Here is a 20,272-nt window from a genome sequence, read left to right as displayed (position 1 = left end):
ATTCTTATTTAATTTGGAGATACTATACTTTTTCAGTGCCCTCCAAAATGTGGTGTACAGCCACGTTAACAAGGTCTTATTATCACATTGTCTGTTTATAACCAAGTAACAATCGGTATCTTCATTGTTTTTACAGGAACTTCTGTGTTTTGATAAAATTCCTTGAGAAATATTTCTAAGTCTCTTGATTGATTGAGCATTTTCTTTAGCCTTTCTTCTAGAAACAATCGATCTGCTTCATGTGTAGCAGAATAGTAATTTTCCACACATTCTACATAATGAATGGGAAATAACAATCTTGCATAAATTAGTCTCCATGCAAAAGAGCTTAGCGGCATAACACTTTGATATTCCTCATAAAATGTTTTTACTTCTCTATGATATGTTTTAATATTTCTAAAATAACGGTCTCTTGTCCATTCCGCAAGATCTCTTCCACAATGATCAAAAACCCAATCAAATGGATTTTTAATATAATACTCCCCTGCCCACGTATCCTTTGTAAAACGATTATAGCAAATCGTTCCACTATCCACTGCATTAGGATCATCATCTAGCTCTGTATCGACAAGATACTGGATTGCATTCTCAGCAATTCCCATATAATATGGAAAAGATTCTAGAAATAACTTATCGAATTCACTTTCCGGTTCTTTATATAACATACCGTTCCAAAAACCTTCCATCTGATCCATTCTTTGTTCCCACATGCTCTTCCATTGGCCCATCCTGCTTATTTTTTGCACACCAAATTGCACTGTTCTTCCTCTAAAATGAAACTTTCCGAGCTTTCTTCCCAACTGACGCGAACGAAAAGGCCGCAACCGATTATTCATTATCACACAATAATGCTGTTCATCTATTTCTGTATATTTCTCTCCTTCTTTTGACTCTAAAATCATGCTAACATGATGGTCTCCAGTTTGGTATATATGTGCCGCTATTTGGTCTCTTTCTGCCAGCTCATCTTCCTCTACCCTTCCAACTGGAACGAGTGTAAATAACTTTCCTTCATTAATACAGGCTTCATAATGCCCAATTCTCGTTTCTTCTTCTACTTCAATCCCATATTTTGCAGATAAAATATTACGAATCATGCTTCCCCCTCCTATCCTCTCTTTTAGGAGTATATGATGTTGTATGTAAAAACTTGTTAAGTCGATTAAATTAATGAATATCACACTTTAAGGAAACAATAAGGGAGTATAGGAACATTTATCGACTTTCATGCATATAATAATAAACACTGTGACTACATAGTGAATAAACAAAAGAAAAGGTGAAGTTCATGTCATTAAAAGACCTAACAGAAAAAACAGCAAGAAAGTGGTTACATGAACGTGGAGTTAACATAGAGGATATTGCGAAGCTTGTATATATATTACAAGAGAAATATCATAATGATTTAAAAATGGATGACTGTATTCATAATGTGGAACGTGTCCTGTCAAAACGCGAGGTGCAAAACGCTATAATTACAGGGATACAATTAGATGTGTTAGCAGAAAAAAAGCTATTAGAATCTCCACTTCAAGAAATTGTAGAAACAGATGAAGGACTTTATGGAGTGGATGAGGTACTTGCATTTTCTATTGTTAATGTGTATGGCTCGATCGGATTTACGAATTATGGATATGTCGATAAATTAAAGCCAGGTATATTACAAAGGCTTAATGATAAGAGCACTGGAGAGTGTCATACTTTCTTAGATGACATTGTAGGTGCCATTGCAGCAGCAGCTTCCAGCAGACTAGCTCACCGTGCAAAAGGGGAAGAATAAGTCTAAAACAGCTGAATAAGGACATTTCGAAACAAGTAAACAATAAGTATACTTTGTTTGCGAAGCGTCCTCTTTTTAACTTAATTATTTTTTTACATCCCAATCCATTAAGCTATCTACCGTATAAGTTGGCTGGATGGAGTAGTCACCCAATTGTTCTTTGGTAGTTACACCTGTATGGACTAAAAGTGTATCCATATTTGCATTCATTCCTGCCATTATATCTGTTTGATAATTATCTCCTACCATCAAAACATCTTCTTTAGGCATGTTCAGTAATTTGATTGCTTGGTCAATTATAATGGATTCTGGCTTTCCTATCACGATTGGCTGTTGTTGTGTACTCACTGTAATTACAGATGTAACAGCACCATTACCTGGCAATAATCCCCGTTCAGTTGGCAAAGCAGTGTCACCATTTGTGCACACAAATTTTGCTCCATTGCGTACAGCCAGACAAGCTATCGTCAGTTTTTCATAGGTAATCTTCTGGTCAAGTCCAGCAACTACATAATCGACATTTTCAGAAGTCTCAACAAGCTTTAAGCCTTTTTCAATTAAAGCTTGTTGAAGCCCTACTTCACCAATCATAAATACGCTGGCTTCTGAAGCTCTTTCCGCGATATAATTTGCTGATGCCATTGCAGAGGTAAATACCTCACTTGCTTTTGCAGGTATATCGAATTCCCGTAGCTTCTGTGCTACCTGTTCTGGAGTTTTTGTTGAATTGTTTGTGACATATAAATAAGGAATTCTTGCGGCAATTAATCGTTTGACAAATTCAGCAGCTTCTGTAATCACTTCTGTACCACGATACATCGTGCCATCTAAATCGATTAAATATCCTTTATAAGCTTTCATTTATCCAAAATCCTTTCTAATGATACATTTTCATATACATTAATTTTTAAATGCAGACACAGGACCGAGTTCATGAATTAAGTAATCCTTCACAGACGGGATAAGTGATTTTATCGAATTCATATTTTGTGCAAATGCAGAAGCCAATTTCTGATGATCGATATCTGTATAATGATGTACAAGCTGTTTTCTCCACAGAATAAGCTCTTTCATGTCTTCTGCTATTCCTGTAGTAATTACTCTTTCATCTGTTAATATATCTACAATGTCATCATAGCTTCCAGGGTCTCTCATAATAAAACCGTCAATCATACTATTTCCCACATCCAAAATTACTTCAATCATCAAATGTGTAATTCTTTCCAATGCCACTTTTTCCAAAAAAGTATTCCAAGTATCCTGATTTTCAAATTGACGGATAAGTTCCTGATAATAGCGTAATTGTTCATCTATTTTTTCTCGGTCCACAAAATACATAATTGCGACTTCTCCTTCCGTGCCTTATGAGATTTGTAAGTGATCACTTAAGCTAGTTGGCTTGGCATAGAAATATCCTTGAGCTAAATCAACTTTATTCTTTGATAAAACAGAGGCTTCTTCTGCACTTTCGATGCCTTCTGCAACAACAACTGAACCTACTTCTTTAGCGATGAGAAGCAGCCCTTTTAGCATTGATTCTTTCACTGAATTTTTATCAATATTCTGGATAACAGACCGGTCAATTTTTATAATATCTGGCATAATTTCACTTATAGAATGAAGGCTTGCATAGCCTGCTCCTGTATCATCTACCGCGATTAAAAAACCAATCATTCTTAACACTTTCAGATTATTAGAAAAATGCTCTAAACCTTCAAATGAATCTCTCTCCGTAATCTCAATCGTTATTTTTTGGGGGGAAATCCCTTTAAATCGACGGATAACATTTTTAATATCTTTAATAAATCTTGGATTGCCTATTGTAACAGGTGTAAAGTTAATAAAGATATTGTGCTTCCATTTTGTATGCTGAATTTGTTCAAAAGCTTTTTCCAGTACAATCATTTCAAGATCATACAAGAATTTTGTTTGCCTTGCTAAGGAGAACAACTGAAGAGGATTTTCTAATGCCGTTCCTTTTGGTCCTCTTGTCAGCATTTCACAGGCATGAATTTTATTTGTTTCTACATCCATAATTGGCTGGGCTAATAAACAAATACGCTTATGGGCGACAATATCGCTTAATTCATGGACTAATTTATTGAATTCTGTATCAGATCTTTTATGTGCCATTGCAAGCGCTAATTCATAAGCCGTTTGAATGGCATCCTGAAGATAAGTATATTTTTTCTCGATAAACATATACCCAGAATTAAATACAGGTTGAACCCTCCCTGTTTCTCGAAAAACTCTTTCAACATTATGTATAATACTTTTTATTAGATCATCCAGGAGTGGGAGGCATTCCGTTCCTTGCTTCCATTTAATAAACATTGTCAGGCTATTTGGGCTGAAATCATGAATAGCCATAAATTCATGTGAAACATCCAATGATTGAATCGTTGCACGAAAAGACTTTTTTAGAAACCGAATATACTCTAAAAAATCCCGCACTTCTAATTGTTGCTTGATTCTATGTAAATTTATTATATCAATTACAACAACGGTCACCTCATATCCATTCTTCATTGCTTTCTCTACTTGATGAATAATAGGGTCTCGTAAAACAAATGAGGGTGGAAAATACTTTATACATTTTGCTGGTAACAATAATTTCCCCCAATTGAATAACCTTGAATATATATTTTCTTGATATTTCATAGCTCCATTCCTCTCAAAAGCCAACTTTTCCTGTTACAAATAAGCATTTTACATCTCTTGCGATGGACTTTTCCTTTACTTTTTGTGCTTGCAATTCAAGCAATTACTTGCAAAAAGCAGCACTTAGGAATTTTTTAAATGTAGAGTAGAAAAACATTAAAGGTTTACCTTACTTGTAAGAAACGGCTTATAGATATAGATTTATTTAAAAAATTCAAGTAGCTTATGCCAAGTTACAAAATAAAAGCTATATCCTATTTAAACACCGCTTCAAAACAGACCCATTTCTCATTTTTTTCAGAATGGAAGCTCCTTCTTCAAGCATAATCGGAAGGATCGCTGAATACTATTTCGTTTTTTTCACTACAAAATATGCACAGCCAAAATTACAATATTCATACAAATACTCTGTTAATGTACTTATTTTTGTGTCAAAGCTTGATTTTTGATTATTGTCATCAAAGAAACCACGTAGTCTTAATTGTCCATAGCCCCAATCTCCGACAATATAGTCGTATTTTGATAATATATCACTAAATCTATTTTTAAATGCTTCTTCATTAAAACCTGATTTTCTTTCTTCAATCAGTTCATAACAATTGTTATTAATACAAACCAATCGTATCACCTCAAAACCTATATGGATTTCATATATATAGTCTAATCATAATATTACCCACTTTCATTATAACCTTAGGAAGGATATTTACATAGCAAAAGCAATAATTTCTTCCTATTAAAAAACAGAATTTTTTATTTTTTATGTTTTAATCATTTTGGCGAATCGTGATTTATGTAATATAATTCCATTAAACATATAGGGGAACACTTAGGATCCATGAAAAACTCAAAAATTTTTTCCACTTAGACAACAAAAAAAGACCCCCAGAAGGGATCTTTTTAAGCTTCTTTTGCATGTTCAGCCATTTGTTGATTCTTTTTCGCTTCATTCACTTGCTCATCTGCATGATAGGAAGAACGAACTAATGGTCCTGCTTCACAATGGCTAAAGCCTTTACTTAATGCAATTTCTTTCAATTCTTTAAATTCATCTGGATGATAATATTTTTGCACTTTTAAATGCTTGGAAGTTGGTTGTAAATACTGCCCTATTGTCATAATATCAACGTTATTTTCTCTGAGATCATCCATCGTTGCAACAATTTCTTCTTTTGTTTCTCCTAAACCGATCATAATACTAGATTTAGTCGGTATAGTAGGCTGCATTTCCTTTGCTCTGCGTAAAAATTCAAGGGAACGATGGTATTTTGCTCTTGCACGTACTCTAGGGGTTAATCTTTCTACTGTTTCAATATTATGGTTCAAGATATCAGGTTTAGCATCCATTAACATACGTAGGTTTTCTTCTACGCCTCCCATATCGGAAGGTAGTACTTCAATGCTGGTGAATGGATTTTTTCTGCGAATGGCGCGAACCGTTTCTGCAAAAACAGCTGCACCGCCGTCTTTTAAATCATCTCTTGCAACAGCAGTAATGACGACATGCTTTAAATTCATCGCAAAAACAGAATCAGCAACTCTTTCAGGCTCTTGCCAATCTAGTTCTGTCGGTAAGCCTGTTTTTACTGCACAAAAACGACAAGCTCTTGTGCAAGTATCTCCTAGAATCATAAATGTCGCTGTTCTTCTTACAGCCCAACATTCATGAATATTTGGACATTTTGCTTCCTCACAAACTGTATGTAGTTGTTTTTCCTTCATCATTTTTTTCAAACCTGTATAATTTTCATTCGTATTCAACTTAATTTTCAACCATTCAGGCTTGCGTAAATATTCTTGTTTTTTCTCTGACACCATATTCATCTCCTAGTAAAATAATTTTCATCATTTACCTAAAAACAGTATTGTATAACAATATCCAATCAGAAAAATTTGTAATGTTACACACAATAGAAGGAATTCTCCACTTCATTTGTCACTTTAACATAATGCAAATACCTCTACAAGTTATTGATTATAAAGATTACCATTAATTGATAATTATTTTTTTCCTATTACTTCACAAAATATAACGACAGAATATGAAGGGAGGGATTATCTTTTGCGAAGGTTCATGTTTTTAATCATTATACTTATGTTTTTACTACCTAACACTGTCACATACGCGACTGAAAAAATGAATGATCCTTATACGAAACGAATGGAACTGTATAACAAAGTCGAAGCGTTGTATCAAATACCTTGGTATTATATAGCGGCTGTCGATCAATATGAGAGAAATATTCGCTCCGCAAGAAAAGATATCCCAAAAGCAGAAGGTCTTACTGGGATTTATTTTACAAAAGAAAAATGGGCAGGCATTATCAATCCAAATTCCGATGATACCAATCCTTTAACCATTCCTTTATTTGGAGGACTGGGAGCAGATGGTAATGGTGATGGAAAGGCAGATCGATTTAATGATGAAGATATCCTCTCCACATTCTCTAATTATATAAGCCAATACGGAGTGGATGAGGATAACTTTAGAATCGGTCTATGGAATTACTATAAAAGAGATAAAACAGTAAGTATCATAATGGGAAAAGCTGCAATATATAAACATTTTGGAAGATTAAATTTGGATGATCACGCCTTCCCTCTTCCGTTAAGAAGTAATCATAGCTACCGAAGTACTTGGGGGGATGCACGCGGCTGGGGAGGAAAACGCATCCATGAAGGAACCGACATTTTTGCAGACTATGGTGTCCCTGTGAAAGCGACTTCCTATGGTATTGTGGAAATGAAAGGTTGGAATAATTATGGTGGATGGCGAATTGGCATAAGAGATATTAACAATAACTATCATTATTTTGCCCATTTAAGTGGATTTTCTAAAGATATAAAAGCAGGTATGATAGTCGAACCAGGTATGCTAATCGGAGGGGTTGGGAGTTCAGGATATGGACCACCAGGAACGTCAGGAAAATTCCCGCCACATCTGCATTATGGAATCTATAAAGATAATGGATATACAGAATGGTCTTTTGATCCGTATGCTCACTTACGATTATGGGAAAGACAAGAACAGATAAGAGCACGAAATAAAAAATAAAAATTTCATTAAGTTCGCTGGCGATAAGATGAATTTGCTCATTCTTATCGCCATTATTGGTGCAGTCTATAATGGGTGATGAATCGTATCACATTCCGTTATGAGAATAGAAAAATCTTCTTTTAAATCTAAATCGTAAGGAGTGATTTCTTTACCATCATGTTCAATTATTCGAATAATCGGTCTTTCATTCATTCCTTTATTTTGTTTGCAGACAATTCCCTTCTCTCCATTACTTAGTTTTACACTTAAACCATTTGGATAAAGAACAATTGCTCTTCTAAAAGCTTCGACAATTTTCGCGTCATACAGTTGACTCGAGCCAGTATATAAAATTTCCAGTGCTTCATGTGGTAATAGGGCATCATGATAAACACGATTTGATGTTATTGCATCAAATACATCTGCAACAGCAATTATTTTCCCGAATAAGTGTATGTCTTCTTCTATCAACCCCCTAGGATAACCAGATCCATTCAAACGCTCATGATGCTGATAAGCACAATGAGCAACTAATAACGGTAGAGCCTGGACATTTCTTAGGATTTCAAATCCTGCCTCTGCATGGCTCTTTACTATTTCATATTCCTCTTCTGTCAATTTTCCTGGTTTCATTAAAATCTCTAAAGGAATGCTCATTTTACCAATATCATGCAAAATAGCCCCTAATCCGATAATTTCCATTTGCTTAGGAGAAAGTTTTAATTCTAATCCTAATGCCAATGTATAAATGGTAACATTTAAGCTATGTGAAAAAATATAATTATCATACAAATATACATCTGACATAATAGAATATAGATCTTCATTATTCTTTAACTCTGCTAGTACTTTTCCAACTAGCTTTTTAAAAATAGGAGTGTTTTTTTCCATTACCATTGATATATTGGAAGAATCTGTCTGTTTAATGGCCTGAAAACTATTCTCAATCGTTTTCATCGCTTCCATCTTAACTTGCTCTGAAATTGCAGCATTTACTTCTATATCCTTTGTATTCTTATCCTCCAAATATACGTAGCTGACGCCAAAATCAACCAGCCTTTTAATAATTCTATCCTCTAGTCGCACCCCACTATTTACTAACACCTTTCCACGATCATTTAAAATGGGCTTTGCTAAGATGGCACCTTCTTGTATATTTTTCGTCCCAACTAATTTCATGCTTTAATGGCTCCTAATTATTTTTGTATATAATTATTATATCGTACAATCCCTCTTGTTTCTTTAGACCTATTGAAAATAAAAAGAAAATTATTCCTTATAGAAAGAAAGCTTAACGAAAATAAAATTCCCCATTCGTTAAGCTTTCTGTACACTTATATTATTAAATCATTTTCAACAACGCTTCTTTGCCTATCATGCCTTTATGAATTCCATAAGTCTCTGCTTCTACTGTAACTGACTCCAAAGGCGCCTCTAGTAATTGCTCAATCGTTCTAACTCCAACTGCTCTTCCAGCAATTATCTTTCTGTCCTTTAGCTTATCATTTAACAATCCTATATCTAGCGCACCGCACATGATATACCCCTTATCATTTTTCACTGCAAGCAAGGTAGTTTTAGGCAATAGTACTGAGACCGCAATAAAAGTATGTCCATTGATATCAACAGGATACACATCAATCATAATACTTTGTGCTCACTCCTCTCTTTACCTTCATGGTAATTATATTCAGAGGAGGAGGAAACTGTGTTTATTTCTTGTGTATTACTGTACAAAAATAAGAAAAAACGAACCTTAGGCTTTAATCCTATTTTGCAAAGTGTCTGCAAGAATATTCCGCATAAATTCAGGCAGAAAATACTCTTTCTTTGTTGCACGGTAAATAGATGGAAAAAAATTACCGAACGTAAGCATATCAGGTACTGTTACCACATAATTCTGATCTGGTTGTATTTCTTTCGAGTGGATATAATATTTATCTCTTTCTCCACTTTTCTCTAATAGGATGCCTGCTGAAATCATTTTCCCCATTAAAGTTCCTCGGAACCCAAGACCCTTAACCTGCAGTTTCTCCCACTTCTCGGCTTTCATATCTTGTAAGATTTCCTTTAATTCAGCACCTGTCAGCGTAACATTGCACGGATTAATCGGATGTGGACAAATTGATAACAGGTCAAAGAAAGTGACATCCCCTTCTTGTAATCCATTTAGTATTAATCCTTCATTAAGAATGGCACAATCAGAATGACACCAAGAAACTAATTTTTCACAAAGCAATTGTGCTAAAACCTCTCGAGAATAGTATTCATCAATGGTAACTGCTTTTTCTGATAAGGCCTCTTTACCTTGCAAGTAATAATTTTCTATCGTTGCTTCTTCCTCATTCGCAATCGGCAATTTACTTGTTTCATATAATATCGCTTTTTTATCCATCACGTTCTTTAAATTATCAACCTTTAATTCAATATGTCCAACATAATAGCCATACTTTCCAGCAGCACCTTGAAGATTATTATTGATTATTTTTCCTTGATGAAAAATATGATGCGTATGTGCCCCTAATATAACATCTATTTCTGGATAGTTAGTTGCAATCATCTCATCATCATTTATTCCTAAATGGGATAACAATACAATAATATCTACCTGTCCACGAAGTTCTTCTATTTGCTTAGATAATTCTTGCATCGGCTCTGTCAATTTCCAGCCTAAAAGCTCATATAACTGTGCAAAATAGGCGGTGATGCCGATTACACCAATTTTTGTTCCTTTTGCTGTTTCATATGTTTGATGAGGAATAGCCCAAGTAGGACGTTCTCCATTTTTCTTATAAAGATTAGCAACAATCACATCGAATGAGGCATCATCATACAGATGGTCCAGTGCTTCATATGGCAGGGTTATTCCTTCATTGTTCCCTATAGTTACTGCATCATAGTGTTCTTTATTTAACAGCTTTGTGTTAATTCTACCTTTAGTCGCTTCTGTATAAGGATGAGACAGATCCAAATGGTCGCCTATATCAAATAAATAAACAGCTTCGCCAGCCTCGTTATGCCTTTTTTTCCTTTCACGCAGCAATTCATAAATTCTTGGCCAATTTTCAAAATGGCTATGTAAATCATTGGTATGATATATGTGGATGACCTCCATCTTCTCGCCTTCCTTGTGTTTGTATTTTCTCTATTTTAAAGGTAATTATTTACCAAGGATATTATCCTTCTTCTTATTTCTTAACTATTTTAAAATAAATCTAATTGTCTTGGAGCTAAATCCGTATATTCTATATTTAGTAATTCTATTAGCTCTTTCCCATTGTCGGCAGCATCTCCACCAGAATTATTATTAAAAAGGACATAAATATTTTTACATTCCTTTTCAAGCTGGCGGATATTTTCGACCCACTCTTTTAGTTCAACTGTATTGTAGCGGTATAAATAGCGAACTTCTCGCCAATTTGGATTGTTATTTTGTTGCCAACCATAATAATTTCTTCCATGAAGACGAATCAGCACCTTTTTTTCATCCACAGCATCAAGCACAGTAGGAACAGATCCTGGCGTCACTTGTGGTTCATCACAAATGCCATGAATCCAATTTTCTTCTCGCATAAACTGTAGCGTACTTTCCCGATACTTTGGCTCAAACCATGATTGATGGCGAAACTCAAGGGCACAGGGAATAACTCCCATCCTTTTTCTACATACTCTTAAATAGTCAACATTTGCCTTTGTACAATCAAACCAAGGCGGAAATTGGAATAAGACCATTGCCAGCTTCCCTGCTTTAATATATGGAACCAACGAGTCAATAAATGCAAAAAACATTTCTTCATGGGAGGAAAATGGAATTTCGCCTCGGCTATGACCTGTCATGCCTTGATATGCCTTTACTATGAATTGAAACGAGTCTGGAGTTTTCCTTACCCAAGTTTCCGCATTTCGTACTGGTTGTACGGCATAAAAAGAAGCATCCACTTCCACAGTTGGAAAATAACCGGCATACTCCACTAATTTATTTTGTGATGAAGTATTTTTTCCATAAAGACTAGTATGGTCTCCCCAGCCAGTTAAACCAATATGAATCAATTAAATCACCTCTATAATATAGTCTTACTCGATATAGCATTCACATCGATTAGACAATAAGTGCATCTTTCAAAAAATGAATCAATAACTCTAACATGTTTTATTTCTCTACACTAGATATCATATCATAATCACCATAAATAACTAAGTTAAAAGAAATGGAGGAAAAACTCTGTTTCACTTCATACGTATAATGAACATCTAACCATTAATCATCATTTATAAATAATCATTTTTGCATGGTAGCATCTTTTTGAATATCAATCCGAATACATGTCTTGATTAGAGGAATTCTGTTATATGTGAAAAAATCCTGGCGAATACCTTTCACCAGGATTTTGTAATGGCATATTTCAATGCTTCAATTCTAAACTTATAATCTCCATTTATTCTTTTTGTCCTTAAGGCTGTTTACCGATATACGCCAATATTCCCCCATCCACATAGAGAATATGACCATTAACAAAGTTTGACGCTTCCGATGCTAAAAACACCGCTGAACCAGCTAGATCCTCAGGGTTCCCCCAGCGAGCTGCAGGTGTTTTACCGATAATAAACTGATCAAACGGATGCCGCGACCCATCGGCTTGCTTTTCCCGTAATGGCGCTGTTTGTGGTGTCGCAATATAACCTGGTCCAATACCATTACATTGAATATTGTATTCTCCATATTCAGAAGCAATATTCTTTGTGAGCATTTTAAGACCGCCTTTAGCAGCAGCATAAGCACTAACCGTTTCACGACCTAGCTCGCTCATCATGGAGCAAATGTTAATAATTTTACCGCCACCATTTTGAATCATATCTGGAATAACTGCTTTTGAAACGATAAACGGTCCATTCAAATCTACATCAACAACTTGACGGAACTCTTCAGCAGACATTTCAATCATTGGAATACGTTTGATAATTCCAGCATTGTTCACTAGAATATCAATCGGACCAACCTCTTCTTTTATCTGTGCAATCGCTGCTTGTACGGCGCCTTCATCCGTTACATCAAAAACATAGCCTCTCGCTTCCATTCCAGCTTCTTCATAAGCTTCAAGCGCTTTTTCAACGGATTCTTGATTTAAGGAGTTAAATACGATTTTCGCTCCTGCTTTTGCTAATGCGCTTGCAATTTCAAAGCCAATTCCATAAATCGCTCCCGTCACTAATGCTACTTTCCCATCAATGCGGAATTTATCCATACTGAATGTCATCGTTTTCTCCCTCCTCTTATTTCAATTTATCCATTGGAATCATATCCATATCTGTATAGGTAATATTTTCCCCACACATCGCCCAGATAAAGGAATAATTACTTGTACCAACTCCAGAATGAATGGACCAGCTCGGCGAAATCGCTGCTTGTTCACTGCTCATAACTAGATGCTTTGTTTCATCTGGCTTGCCCATCATGTGGAAAATACGCGTATCCTCTTCCATATCGAAATACACATATGCTTCCATTCTTCTTTCATGTGTATGGGAAGGCATTGTATTCCAAGCACTACCTGGCTCTAAAATGGTATAGCCCATTTGCAATTGACAGCTTTCACATACATTTGGATGTATGTATTGATAGATTTTTCGTTGATTTAATGTTAATGGATCACCCGTTTCCATCGGTTTAATATTATCAATGCTAATTTTTACATTTGGATATTTGTGGTGTGCTGGTACGGAACTAATATAAAATTTAGCTGGATTGTTGGGATTTTCAGAAGAAAAGACTACATGACGTGTTTCTTTGCCGATATAATAGCCATCCTGTTTTTTCATTTCTTCTTTTTCACCATCGATTTCGATATAACCAGGGCCTCCAATATTAATGACTCCTAATTCACGGCGTTCCAAGAAATAATCTACACCTAATTGTTTATCTAAACTAATTTCCAATGACGTTTCAGTTGGCGTAACTCCACCGAAAATCATGCGGTCATTATGTGTATAAGTTAAACTGATTTCTCCAGGTATAAATACTTTTTCTACTAAAAATTCTTTTCTCAATTGATCTGTAGAGTAATGACGAATATCCTCTGGGCTATGTGTATAACGCGTTTCCATATTTTGCATTTTAAAGTCGCTCCTATCGATTTATTTTTCCAGAGTCAGCTAGTAAAAAGCTGTTGACTTCTGGTTCGCTAAATTGATTACAATCACCATAAATAGTATGTTTTAAAGCAGATGCAGCTGTAGCAAAATTAATAATCTCCTGAGGAGCGTTTTGGACTAATATTCCATGAAGAACGCCTCCCGCAAAAGCATCTCCTCCGCCTACTCTATCAACAATGGGATTAATTAGATGTTTTTGAGATTCATAGTAGCTATCGTTCTTCCATAGTGTTCCTATTAATTCATTGCTACTAGCGGAAAGCACGTTTCTTTTCGTAGAATATAAAATAGAAATATTCGGAAACTTCTTCTGTATCTCTTGATAGTAGTAGGCTAATTCATTCTCATCGCCAGTGTATTCAGTGATTCCCAAAAGATAGATTGCATCAAGCTTGCCTGCGGAACAATAATCTACATGTGGCAAAATTTCTGAAATCGTCTCTCCTGCTTCTTTTTGGGACCATAATTTCCCACGATAGTTTATATCAAAGCTGATTTTGCAGCCAGCGTCTTTTGCCGCTTTAATAAGGGTTATTGTTATTTTTTTCCAATCAGAGGATAATGCAGGGGTAATTCCTGAGATATGAAAGATATCAACATTGCTAAATAGCTCTTCCATTTGCCACTCACTTTCCGTCATTTCAGCAAAACTTGACCCTGCGCGGTCATAAATGACATTTGCCGCTCTTTCACCAATTCCAGCTTCTACATAATAAGTACCTAACCGAGATCCTCCTTTTAAAAGAAAATCAGTATGTACTCTATAGCGATTTAAATGCTTTTCTACTCCTTCTCCTAAGCCATTTTCTGGAGTTTTACTAGCAAAATAGACATCGTGACCAAAATTGGCAAGTGAAATTGCGACATTTGCTTCTCCTCCGCCATAGTGAGCATGAAGACTATCAGCCTGAGCAATGCGAACTCCAGAATTCGTTGAAAGACGAAGCATGATTTCACCTAATGTGACTACTTTTCCCATCTTTATGCTCCTTTAATTTGATGAAATTTATCCATATATTGACTAGCAATCTCTGTAACTTTGTCAAATTCTCCATTTGCCACAGGTGCTAATAGATTTCCTCCAACTCCAACTGCTACTACCCCTGCTTTAAACCACTCTTCCATGTTTTCCAAGCTTACTCCACCTGTTGGCATAATATTAACTTGCGGCATCGGCGCTTTAAATGCGGATACAATACTTGGACCGTAAGCGCTACCTGGGAATAGCTTGATAATATCTACTCCTGCTTTTAATGCCTCTTTCATTTCTGTAATGGTTAAACACCCTGGAAGATATGGTGTTTGATAAAGATTACATAATTCTGCAGTTTCTTTATCAAAGTTTGGGCTAACAATATATTCTGCTCCAGCCATGATAGCTAAACGAGCAGTTACTAAGTCCAATACAGTCCCTGCACCAATGACAATGTCAGAATTATCCTTATACAACTCTACTAATTCACTAATCGCTTTATCTGCATTAGGAACAGTAAAAGTTAATTCGATTCCCTTCATGCCACCCTGAACTACTGCGCTGCTTGCCTGCACAGCCTCTTCCTTGCTATTACCTCTAACTACCGCAATTACCCCAGCATTTTTTAAGCGTTGTAATGTTTCCACTCTTTTCATTCCGCTCACTCTTTTCTTATTTAGAAATTTAAATTTATTATTAAGAAACCTCAATTTGATTATACATACTTTTTCGAAAAATGTAAACGCTAGTCATAAAATATAAAAAATCGCCGAAACGATTTAATGAGCCACAGCTTGAATTACCTCATTTTTCGTTTCGACGATTGCCTTAATTATTTGCCTTTTAAAGTCTTCGGTGAGCCTATATTTCGGCATACTTACACTAAAAGCCCCAATGATTTCCCCATCTTTTTTTAAGGAAGCTCCAATACAGAAAATATCCTTCTCCATTTCTTCATCATCAAAGGCAATACCAGTCTCTCTCACTTTCTGTAGCTCGGAAGCCAGTTTTAAAGAGTTCGTTATTGTATGCTCTGTAAATGGAACTAATGGAGTTTCTTTTATATATTGTGAATAATCCTCTTCATCAAATTCTGCCAGAACGGCTTTTCCCATTGCTGAACTGTATAAAGGTCTTGTTATCCCTACCCTTGATGACATTCTTATTGTCTGATGTTTAGCCTCTAATTTGTTTACATATAAAATTTCATTGTCTGCGAGTACACCTAAATGAATGGTTTCATCAATTAACTTTTGCAGTTTTTCTAAATAAGGTAAAGTTAACTCTACTAAATCCAGTTGATCCACACCTTGATTGGCATAGCGAATAAGTTTGGATCCTAATCGATAATTTTTATTTTTATCCCTGCTAACAAAGCCAATTAACAATAAAGTGTCCAATATTTTTAAAGTAGTAGAAGTGGTCATTTCTGTGTTTTGAGCAATACTTTGCAAAGTTTGATTTGGATTTTCTGAAAGATAATCCATAATTTTTGCAGCCCTTAATAGGACTGTCCCATAAGGTTTTGTTTTCTCCATCATACACCCTCTTTTCCAATAAAGAAATTATATAGGAAAAGAGGATAAAATTAAAGTGGTCTGAACCAAATATTTATAATTCCGTTGCCTCTTCAACATCCTAGCACAAGAAATGATTCTTTTTATCCAAACTTTAATGAAGAATGTGACAGATACAAAATACGAACTGAAGGAATACGAACTGAAGGCAAACTATGCCGAATTAGCGGCCGATGTAATCCGACAGGAATATCGTAATACAAAACTATCACTTACGGATGTCGCCAATATCATTGGCATTACTCCGAACTATTTAAGTATTATCTTTAGCAAGCATCATGGTGTACCCTTAAATAAATATTTACAACAATATCGAATACAAAAAGCTCAAAAAATGTTGTTAAAAACAGACTTCACGATTAATGAGGTTGTGCAAATGAATGGTTTTGAAGACCCTAATTACTTTTCTAAAGTTTTTAAATTACACACAAATCTCTCCCCATACCGATACCAAAAATTATATAGGAACGAGGAAGCTGCAAAGCCGTTCCTATGAATCTTTAATCTATAAAAAAGAAGTAAACCTATAGCATTTGCTAGGTTTACTTCTTTTTCTAATGAAATATCTATAACAATAAATAAGCTATAGGTGTAACAATAATTAAACTTAGAATCGTACGTTCTAACCAAATGACAAGAAGTTTAGGAAAACTAATTGGAATATCTGTACTTAATACACTTGGAATACTTGCTGATAAAAAGAGGATAGAAGAAACACAAACAACTGCAATAACAAATTTTGTGACAAGTGTCGCTTCAACAACTAATAAAGCTGGTAGAAACATTTCAGTAATTCCAAGCGCTGCCGCCTTAGCTATTAAGAATGCATCTGGCAGTTGTAATAATGTAGTAAATGGATAGAAAATATAACCTAAGATATCAAAAAGATTTGTATATTCGGCAAGGAGAATACCGATTAATCCAACCGATAGAATACTAGGTAAAATACTCATTGTCATGACCATACCATCACGTAAATTAACCCATAAATTCTTTCCTATGCTTGGCGCATTGTTCGAAGCTTCCATTGCTTGTTTCCAAGCATTCTGTATATACTTTTCTTTTACGATTTCTTCAGGCTTGCCTTCCATTCCATTATAGTATTCATCACTCATTTTATTAATTGGCCAAATTCTTACTGTAATAGCTGTTACAACAAACGTTACAAATGCTGTAACGAAAAAATACAAATTCCACATACTCATAAGATCTAATGTCTTTGCAACTATAATCATAAATGCAACTGTTACAGTTGAAAAACCAGTTGCGATAATAGCAGCCTGTTTTACGGTATATTTACCATCTTTAAACTCTTTGTTCGTAATTAGCAATCCAACAGCAAAACTTGCAACAAATGACGCTAGTGCGCTTACTGCAGAACGCCCAGGACTTTTAAATATTGGCTTCATGATTCGCTGACAAAAAACTCCCATAAATTCAAATAAACCATAGCCAACCAGTAATGATAAAAATACACCACCCAGCGGCACCATAATCCCAACAGGTACGACAAGTGTATCAAATAAAAATAGACCTACATGTTCATTCATTAACCAATCGGGACCTGCTTTTAAATAGATTATAATCTCAACCACTAACCCCATTATCTTTAATATGGAGAAAACGATATTAAAAAGGCCTTGATTCCAAGTTTTTGTTACAAATGGATAGATAGCTCCCCCTAAGATGATAAGCAAAGCGTATATTGGTGTCAAAGATGGAAATGTTGTGTTTAACCAAGTTACGATATGATCAAGAGGGATAGATGAAGTACCGTTAACAGTTATTGGTACAAAAAACACAAAAATACCAATTAAACTAAAACATACAAATTTTAAGATATTGGGGATACTTGTCAATGTTTGTCCTTGAGGTGTAGGATTTACTTCCATATTCGTTTGTTGAGAATGTAACATACAAAAACCTCCTTTTTTATAAACACTTTTATTTTTTACAAAATATTCAGAAAAATGTTTTAATAAAAAGAAACCGTTAAGCCAGCTTCAGTTAGATGATGGCCCTTGGCTCCATTACACAAAATGTAGTAATTTTTTATAACATATCATTTTTACATTCATCCCCCACTTATTTAAGTAGAGGATGAATATTTGAAAAGGTTAAACGGTTTTCCCTTCAAGGCCAGCCAGCTCTTCTGCTGTAGCAGCTGGTGCCTTCATCTCAAATATTTCGTTGACAACTGTATAATCATAATAACCTAAGCGGGCAATAGGTTTTATCTTCAAGATATCAAGTTTTCCACTCGGCAGAATGATGTCATCTGAAACATGTACATGAGCTACCCGTCCAATAACTAAATCTACAGTGGAAGTTTTATTACCAGTTGGTATTCTAATAGTCTGAACATACTCACATTCGAATTGGACCGGTGACTCAGCCACACGTGATACAGGAGCTTCGATACAGCTCTTCTTCGTTACACCCGCAGCCTCAAATTCATCGACATCTGCAGTTAAAGCCTTCGCTGAAATATTTACGGCTTCACGTAAATCCCATGTAGCCATGTTCCAAACAAACCAACCAGTTTCCTCAACATTTCGAACTGTGTCTTTTCTACCGCCATCTAGTACTGATTGGTTGGCAGCAAACATGACCATAGGTGGATCCCAAGTTAGATTTTGATATTGGCTGTATGGAGCAAGATTATCTACTCCATCTTTAGATCTGGTTGAAAGCCATCCAATTGGGCGTGGTATACAACTACTTTTAAAAGGATCATATGGTAAGCCGTGACTTTGACCTTTCTTTGGTGAATAATGCATGTTTAATTCCCCCTATATGTAAACAATATATTTTTATAAATGAATTAAAATAGTAAACTAGTTTATTACAATTTACTCTACTGACTTACATCCACACTTTCAACATCATTTGTACAATTGAAATATAATACACGAATTCGGTAAATCGTTTACAATTATTTAAAAACTACTCATAACCTCAGCAACCAAGTAAGCTGCTAATCTTACCGTTTTTTCATCCTCATCCAATAACGGATTTACCTCTGATATATCAAACTAAGCACATTTTCTTTCGAAACAATATAGTTTAGAATAGTTCTTGCTGTATTTGGCTCAATCCCAAAAGGTGATGGAGCACTGACTCCTGGCGCTGCAGATGATTGAATGGAATCTGTACACAAGGTGACAATGACATGATCATTGTTATTCAAAAATTCATCAATCGTTTTGAATGTGTGTTGAAAGTCATCTTTTGTTAAATCTTTCTCTAGGATATAGTGACATCCCAATTTCTCAGCTGTTTGAAACAGTGATTTTGTGTTACCAAATTCCTGAATTCCTAAACACAAATAACTTGCTTTATCGTCCTGTTCCAATTTTTGCCGGAACATAGTGCCGGAAGATGGTATTTCGTCATCCCTCATATCAAAATGAGCATCAATTGATAATCCCTAATGTTTTATCATGGCCAATAAATTGTTTAGCTCCTAAATAATGACCTTATAATGTTTCATGCCCCGCTCCTAAAATAATTGGAGTTTTATTTTTTTCATAGAGCATGCTTACCACTTACTTAATTCTTCATGGGCTTTCTCCAAATCACCACTTTCACAAGAAACATCGCCTATATCAATGGTTTCTACATCTTTTGGAAGATGATATGGCAATTTTGCTAACAGTGATCGAATTGCGGAGGTGCCAATCTTGCACCGAGTCTTCCCTTATTTCGCCGCACCCCTTCATCACAGGCGAAACCAATAATCGCGAAAGCCTGGTTATATTGTTCGATATCGTCAATATGTTTATAATTCACACACTGGTGAAATCGAAAACTTGCTTGGTCTAATTCACTGTCAATACGCCCAGTCCAAAGTTCTTTATCTACTAATTTATAAATGGCGAAACACCTCCAGTCTGTTCATGTTTGTAATTTCAGAAAATAAATATTTTATCTAACATTTACAATACTAGTTTAATTGAATCAATTTCATAAATTTAGCCCTAGGGGCTCAAGGCTTTTAAAAACTAAAAAAAGGAGTACCTCCCCAAAATGTCGAATTTAGTAAGCACCACACAAACTAATAAGACTGGAGGAAGACTCCCTATGACTATTAT

General features: G+C 35.3%; 22 protein-coding genes. 3 read left to right on the top strand and 19 right to left on the bottom strand.

What is annotated here, in order from left to right:
* Window positions 1–95: 95 nt before the first annotated feature.
* Window positions 96–1,097, bottom strand: coding sequence for a spore coat putative kinase YutH (gene yutH / locus ADJ83_RS03750; protein ID WP_031536301.1), 1,002 nt, complete (start codon window positions 1,095–1,097; stop codon window positions 96–98).
* A 191-nt stretch (window positions 1,098–1,288) separates the two neighbouring features.
* Here yutH and ADJ83_RS03745 point away from each other — a divergent pair, with 191 nt between their 5' ends.
* On the top strand, window positions 1,289–1,780 hold the full coding sequence (locus ADJ83_RS03745) for a phosphatidylglycerophosphatase A (protein ID WP_031536302.1): 492 nt from the start codon (window positions 1,289–1,291) through the stop codon (window positions 1,778–1,780).
* Window positions 1,781–1,864: 84 nt separating this feature from the next.
* On the opposite strand, the gene ADJ83_RS03740 is transcribed toward ADJ83_RS03745, so the two are convergent.
* The 5 genes from ADJ83_RS03740 to lipA form a co-directional block, all read right to left on the bottom strand.
* Window positions 1,865–2,641 carry a TIGR01457 family HAD-type hydrolase gene (locus tag ADJ83_RS03740; protein ID WP_031536303.1) on the bottom strand — a complete coding sequence of 259 codons (777 nt, stop codon included), beginning with the start codon at window positions 2,639–2,641 and terminating at the stop codon, window positions 1,865–1,867.
* 39 nt (window positions 2,642–2,680) lie between these two features.
* Window positions 2,681–3,118, bottom strand: a complete 438-nt coding sequence (locus ADJ83_RS03735; RefSeq protein ID WP_031536304.1) for a DUF86 domain-containing protein — start codon at window positions 3,116–3,118, stop codon at window positions 2,681–2,683.
* Window positions 3,119–3,142: 24 nt separating this feature from the next.
* The gene (locus ADJ83_RS03730; RefSeq protein WP_342585606.1) at window positions 3,143–4,390 is read right to left on the bottom strand and encodes an EAL domain-containing protein; all 1,248 of its coding nucleotides are present in this window, start codon (window positions 4,388–4,390) and stop codon (window positions 3,143–3,145) included.
* Window positions 4,391–4,787: 397 nt separating this feature from the next.
* Window positions 4,788–5,060, bottom strand: a complete 273-nt coding sequence (locus tag ADJ83_RS03725; RefSeq protein WP_031536307.1) for a YutD family protein — start codon at window positions 5,058–5,060, stop codon at window positions 4,788–4,790.
* A gap of 281 nt (window positions 5,061–5,341) precedes the next feature.
* On the bottom strand, window positions 5,342–6,259 hold the full coding sequence (gene lipA / locus ADJ83_RS03720; RefSeq protein ID WP_031536308.1) for a lipoyl synthase: 918 nt from the start codon (window positions 6,257–6,259) through the stop codon (window positions 5,342–5,344).
* Window positions 6,260–6,536: 277 nt separating this feature from the next.
* Between lipA and ADJ83_RS03715 the strand changes: the two genes are divergently transcribed.
* Window positions 6,537–7,496, top strand: coding sequence for a M23 family metallopeptidase (locus ADJ83_RS03715; protein ID WP_048716965.1), 960 nt, complete (start codon window positions 6,537–6,539; stop codon window positions 7,494–7,496).
* A 66-nt stretch (window positions 7,497–7,562) separates the two neighbouring features.
* On the opposite strand, the gene ADJ83_RS03710 is transcribed toward ADJ83_RS03715, so the two are convergent.
* From ADJ83_RS03710 to ADJ83_RS03670, 9 genes are all read right to left on the bottom strand, one after another.
* Entirely contained in the window at window positions 7,563–8,657 is a 1,095-nt protein-coding gene (locus ADJ83_RS03710; protein ID WP_031536310.1) for an HD-GYP domain-containing protein, read from the bottom strand.
* A 163-nt stretch (window positions 8,658–8,820) separates the two neighbouring features.
* Window positions 8,821–9,123 (bottom strand): YunC family protein, encoded by a 303-nt coding sequence (locus ADJ83_RS03705; RefSeq protein WP_031536311.1) that lies wholly within the window; start codon window positions 9,121–9,123, stop codon window positions 8,821–8,823.
* A 111-nt stretch (window positions 9,124–9,234) separates the two neighbouring features.
* Complete coding sequence (locus ADJ83_RS03700) at window positions 9,235–10,593, bottom strand: bifunctional metallophosphatase/5'-nucleotidase (protein ID WP_031536312.1); 1,359 nt, start codon at window positions 10,591–10,593, stop codon at window positions 9,235–9,237.
* Window positions 10,594–10,682: 89 nt separating this feature from the next.
* The gene (locus ADJ83_RS03695) at window positions 10,683–11,528 is read right to left on the bottom strand and encodes a DUF72 domain-containing protein (protein WP_031536313.1); all 846 of its coding nucleotides are present in this window, start codon (window positions 11,526–11,528) and stop codon (window positions 10,683–10,685) included.
* Between the two features lie 401 nt (window positions 11,529–11,929).
* Window positions 11,930–12,733 (bottom strand): gluconate 5-dehydrogenase, encoded by an 804-nt coding sequence (locus ADJ83_RS03690; RefSeq protein ID WP_031536314.1) that lies wholly within the window; start codon window positions 12,731–12,733, stop codon window positions 11,930–11,932.
* Window positions 12,734–12,749: 16 nt separating this feature from the next.
* Window positions 12,750–13,580: a 5-dehydro-4-deoxy-D-glucuronate isomerase gene (gene kduI, locus ADJ83_RS03685; RefSeq protein ID WP_109767876.1), complete on the bottom strand. Its 831-nt coding sequence runs from the start codon at window positions 13,578–13,580 to the stop codon at window positions 12,750–12,752.
* 22 nt (window positions 13,581–13,602) lie between these two features.
* A complete protein-coding gene (locus ADJ83_RS03680; protein WP_031536317.1) occupies window positions 13,603–14,607 on the bottom strand; it encodes a sugar kinase in 1,005 nt (334 codons plus the stop codon).
* Window positions 14,608–14,609: 2 nt separating this feature from the next.
* Window positions 14,610–15,257 (bottom strand): bifunctional 4-hydroxy-2-oxoglutarate aldolase/2-dehydro-3-deoxy-phosphogluconate aldolase, encoded by a 648-nt coding sequence (locus tag ADJ83_RS03675; RefSeq protein WP_031536318.1) that lies wholly within the window; start codon window positions 15,255–15,257, stop codon window positions 14,610–14,612.
* 123 nt (window positions 15,258–15,380) lie between these two features.
* A complete protein-coding gene (locus tag ADJ83_RS03670) occupies window positions 15,381–16,139 on the bottom strand; it encodes an IclR family transcriptional regulator (protein WP_031536319.1) in 759 nt (252 codons plus the stop codon).
* A gap of 112 nt (window positions 16,140–16,251) precedes the next feature.
* Here ADJ83_RS03670 and ADJ83_RS03665 point away from each other — a divergent pair, with 112 nt between their 5' ends.
* Window positions 16,252–16,674 carry a helix-turn-helix domain-containing protein gene (locus ADJ83_RS03665; RefSeq protein WP_082169235.1) on the top strand — a complete coding sequence of 141 codons (423 nt, stop codon included), beginning with the start codon at window positions 16,252–16,254 and terminating at the stop codon, window positions 16,672–16,674.
* Between the two features lie 70 nt (window positions 16,675–16,744).
* Here ADJ83_RS03665 and ADJ83_RS03660 read toward each other — a convergent pair whose 3' ends face one another.
* The 4 genes from ADJ83_RS03660 to ADJ83_RS26645 all read right to left on the bottom strand — a co-directional run bounded on the left by ADJ83_RS03660 (window position 16,745) and on the right by ADJ83_RS26645 (window position 19,548).
* A complete protein-coding gene (locus ADJ83_RS03660) occupies window positions 16,745–18,094 on the bottom strand; it encodes a YjiH family protein (protein WP_031536321.1) in 1,350 nt (449 codons plus the stop codon).
* Between the two features lie 201 nt (window positions 18,095–18,295).
* Window positions 18,296–18,958, bottom strand: coding sequence for a flavin reductase family protein (locus ADJ83_RS03655; RefSeq protein ID WP_031536322.1), 663 nt, complete (start codon window positions 18,956–18,958; stop codon window positions 18,296–18,298).
* Window positions 18,959–19,117: 159 nt separating this feature from the next.
* Window positions 19,118–19,186, bottom strand: coding sequence for a hypothetical protein (locus ADJ83_RS26650; protein WP_331280221.1), 69 nt, complete (start codon window positions 19,184–19,186; stop codon window positions 19,118–19,120).
* Window positions 19,187–19,194: 8 nt separating this feature from the next.
* Window positions 19,195–19,548, bottom strand: coding sequence for an arginase family protein (locus tag ADJ83_RS26645; RefSeq protein ID WP_342585607.1), 354 nt, complete (start codon window positions 19,546–19,548; stop codon window positions 19,195–19,197).
* Between the last annotated feature and the right edge of the window lie 724 nt (window positions 19,549–20,272).

The sequence above is a fragment of the Bacillus sp. 522_BSPC genome (assembly GCF_001076885.1).
GTDB lineage: Bacteria > Bacillota > Bacilli > Bacillales > Cytobacillaceae > Niallia > Niallia hominis.
The sequence above is the reverse complement of the archived record's forward strand: the minus strand, read 5'-3'. Positions and strand labels throughout refer to the sequence as shown.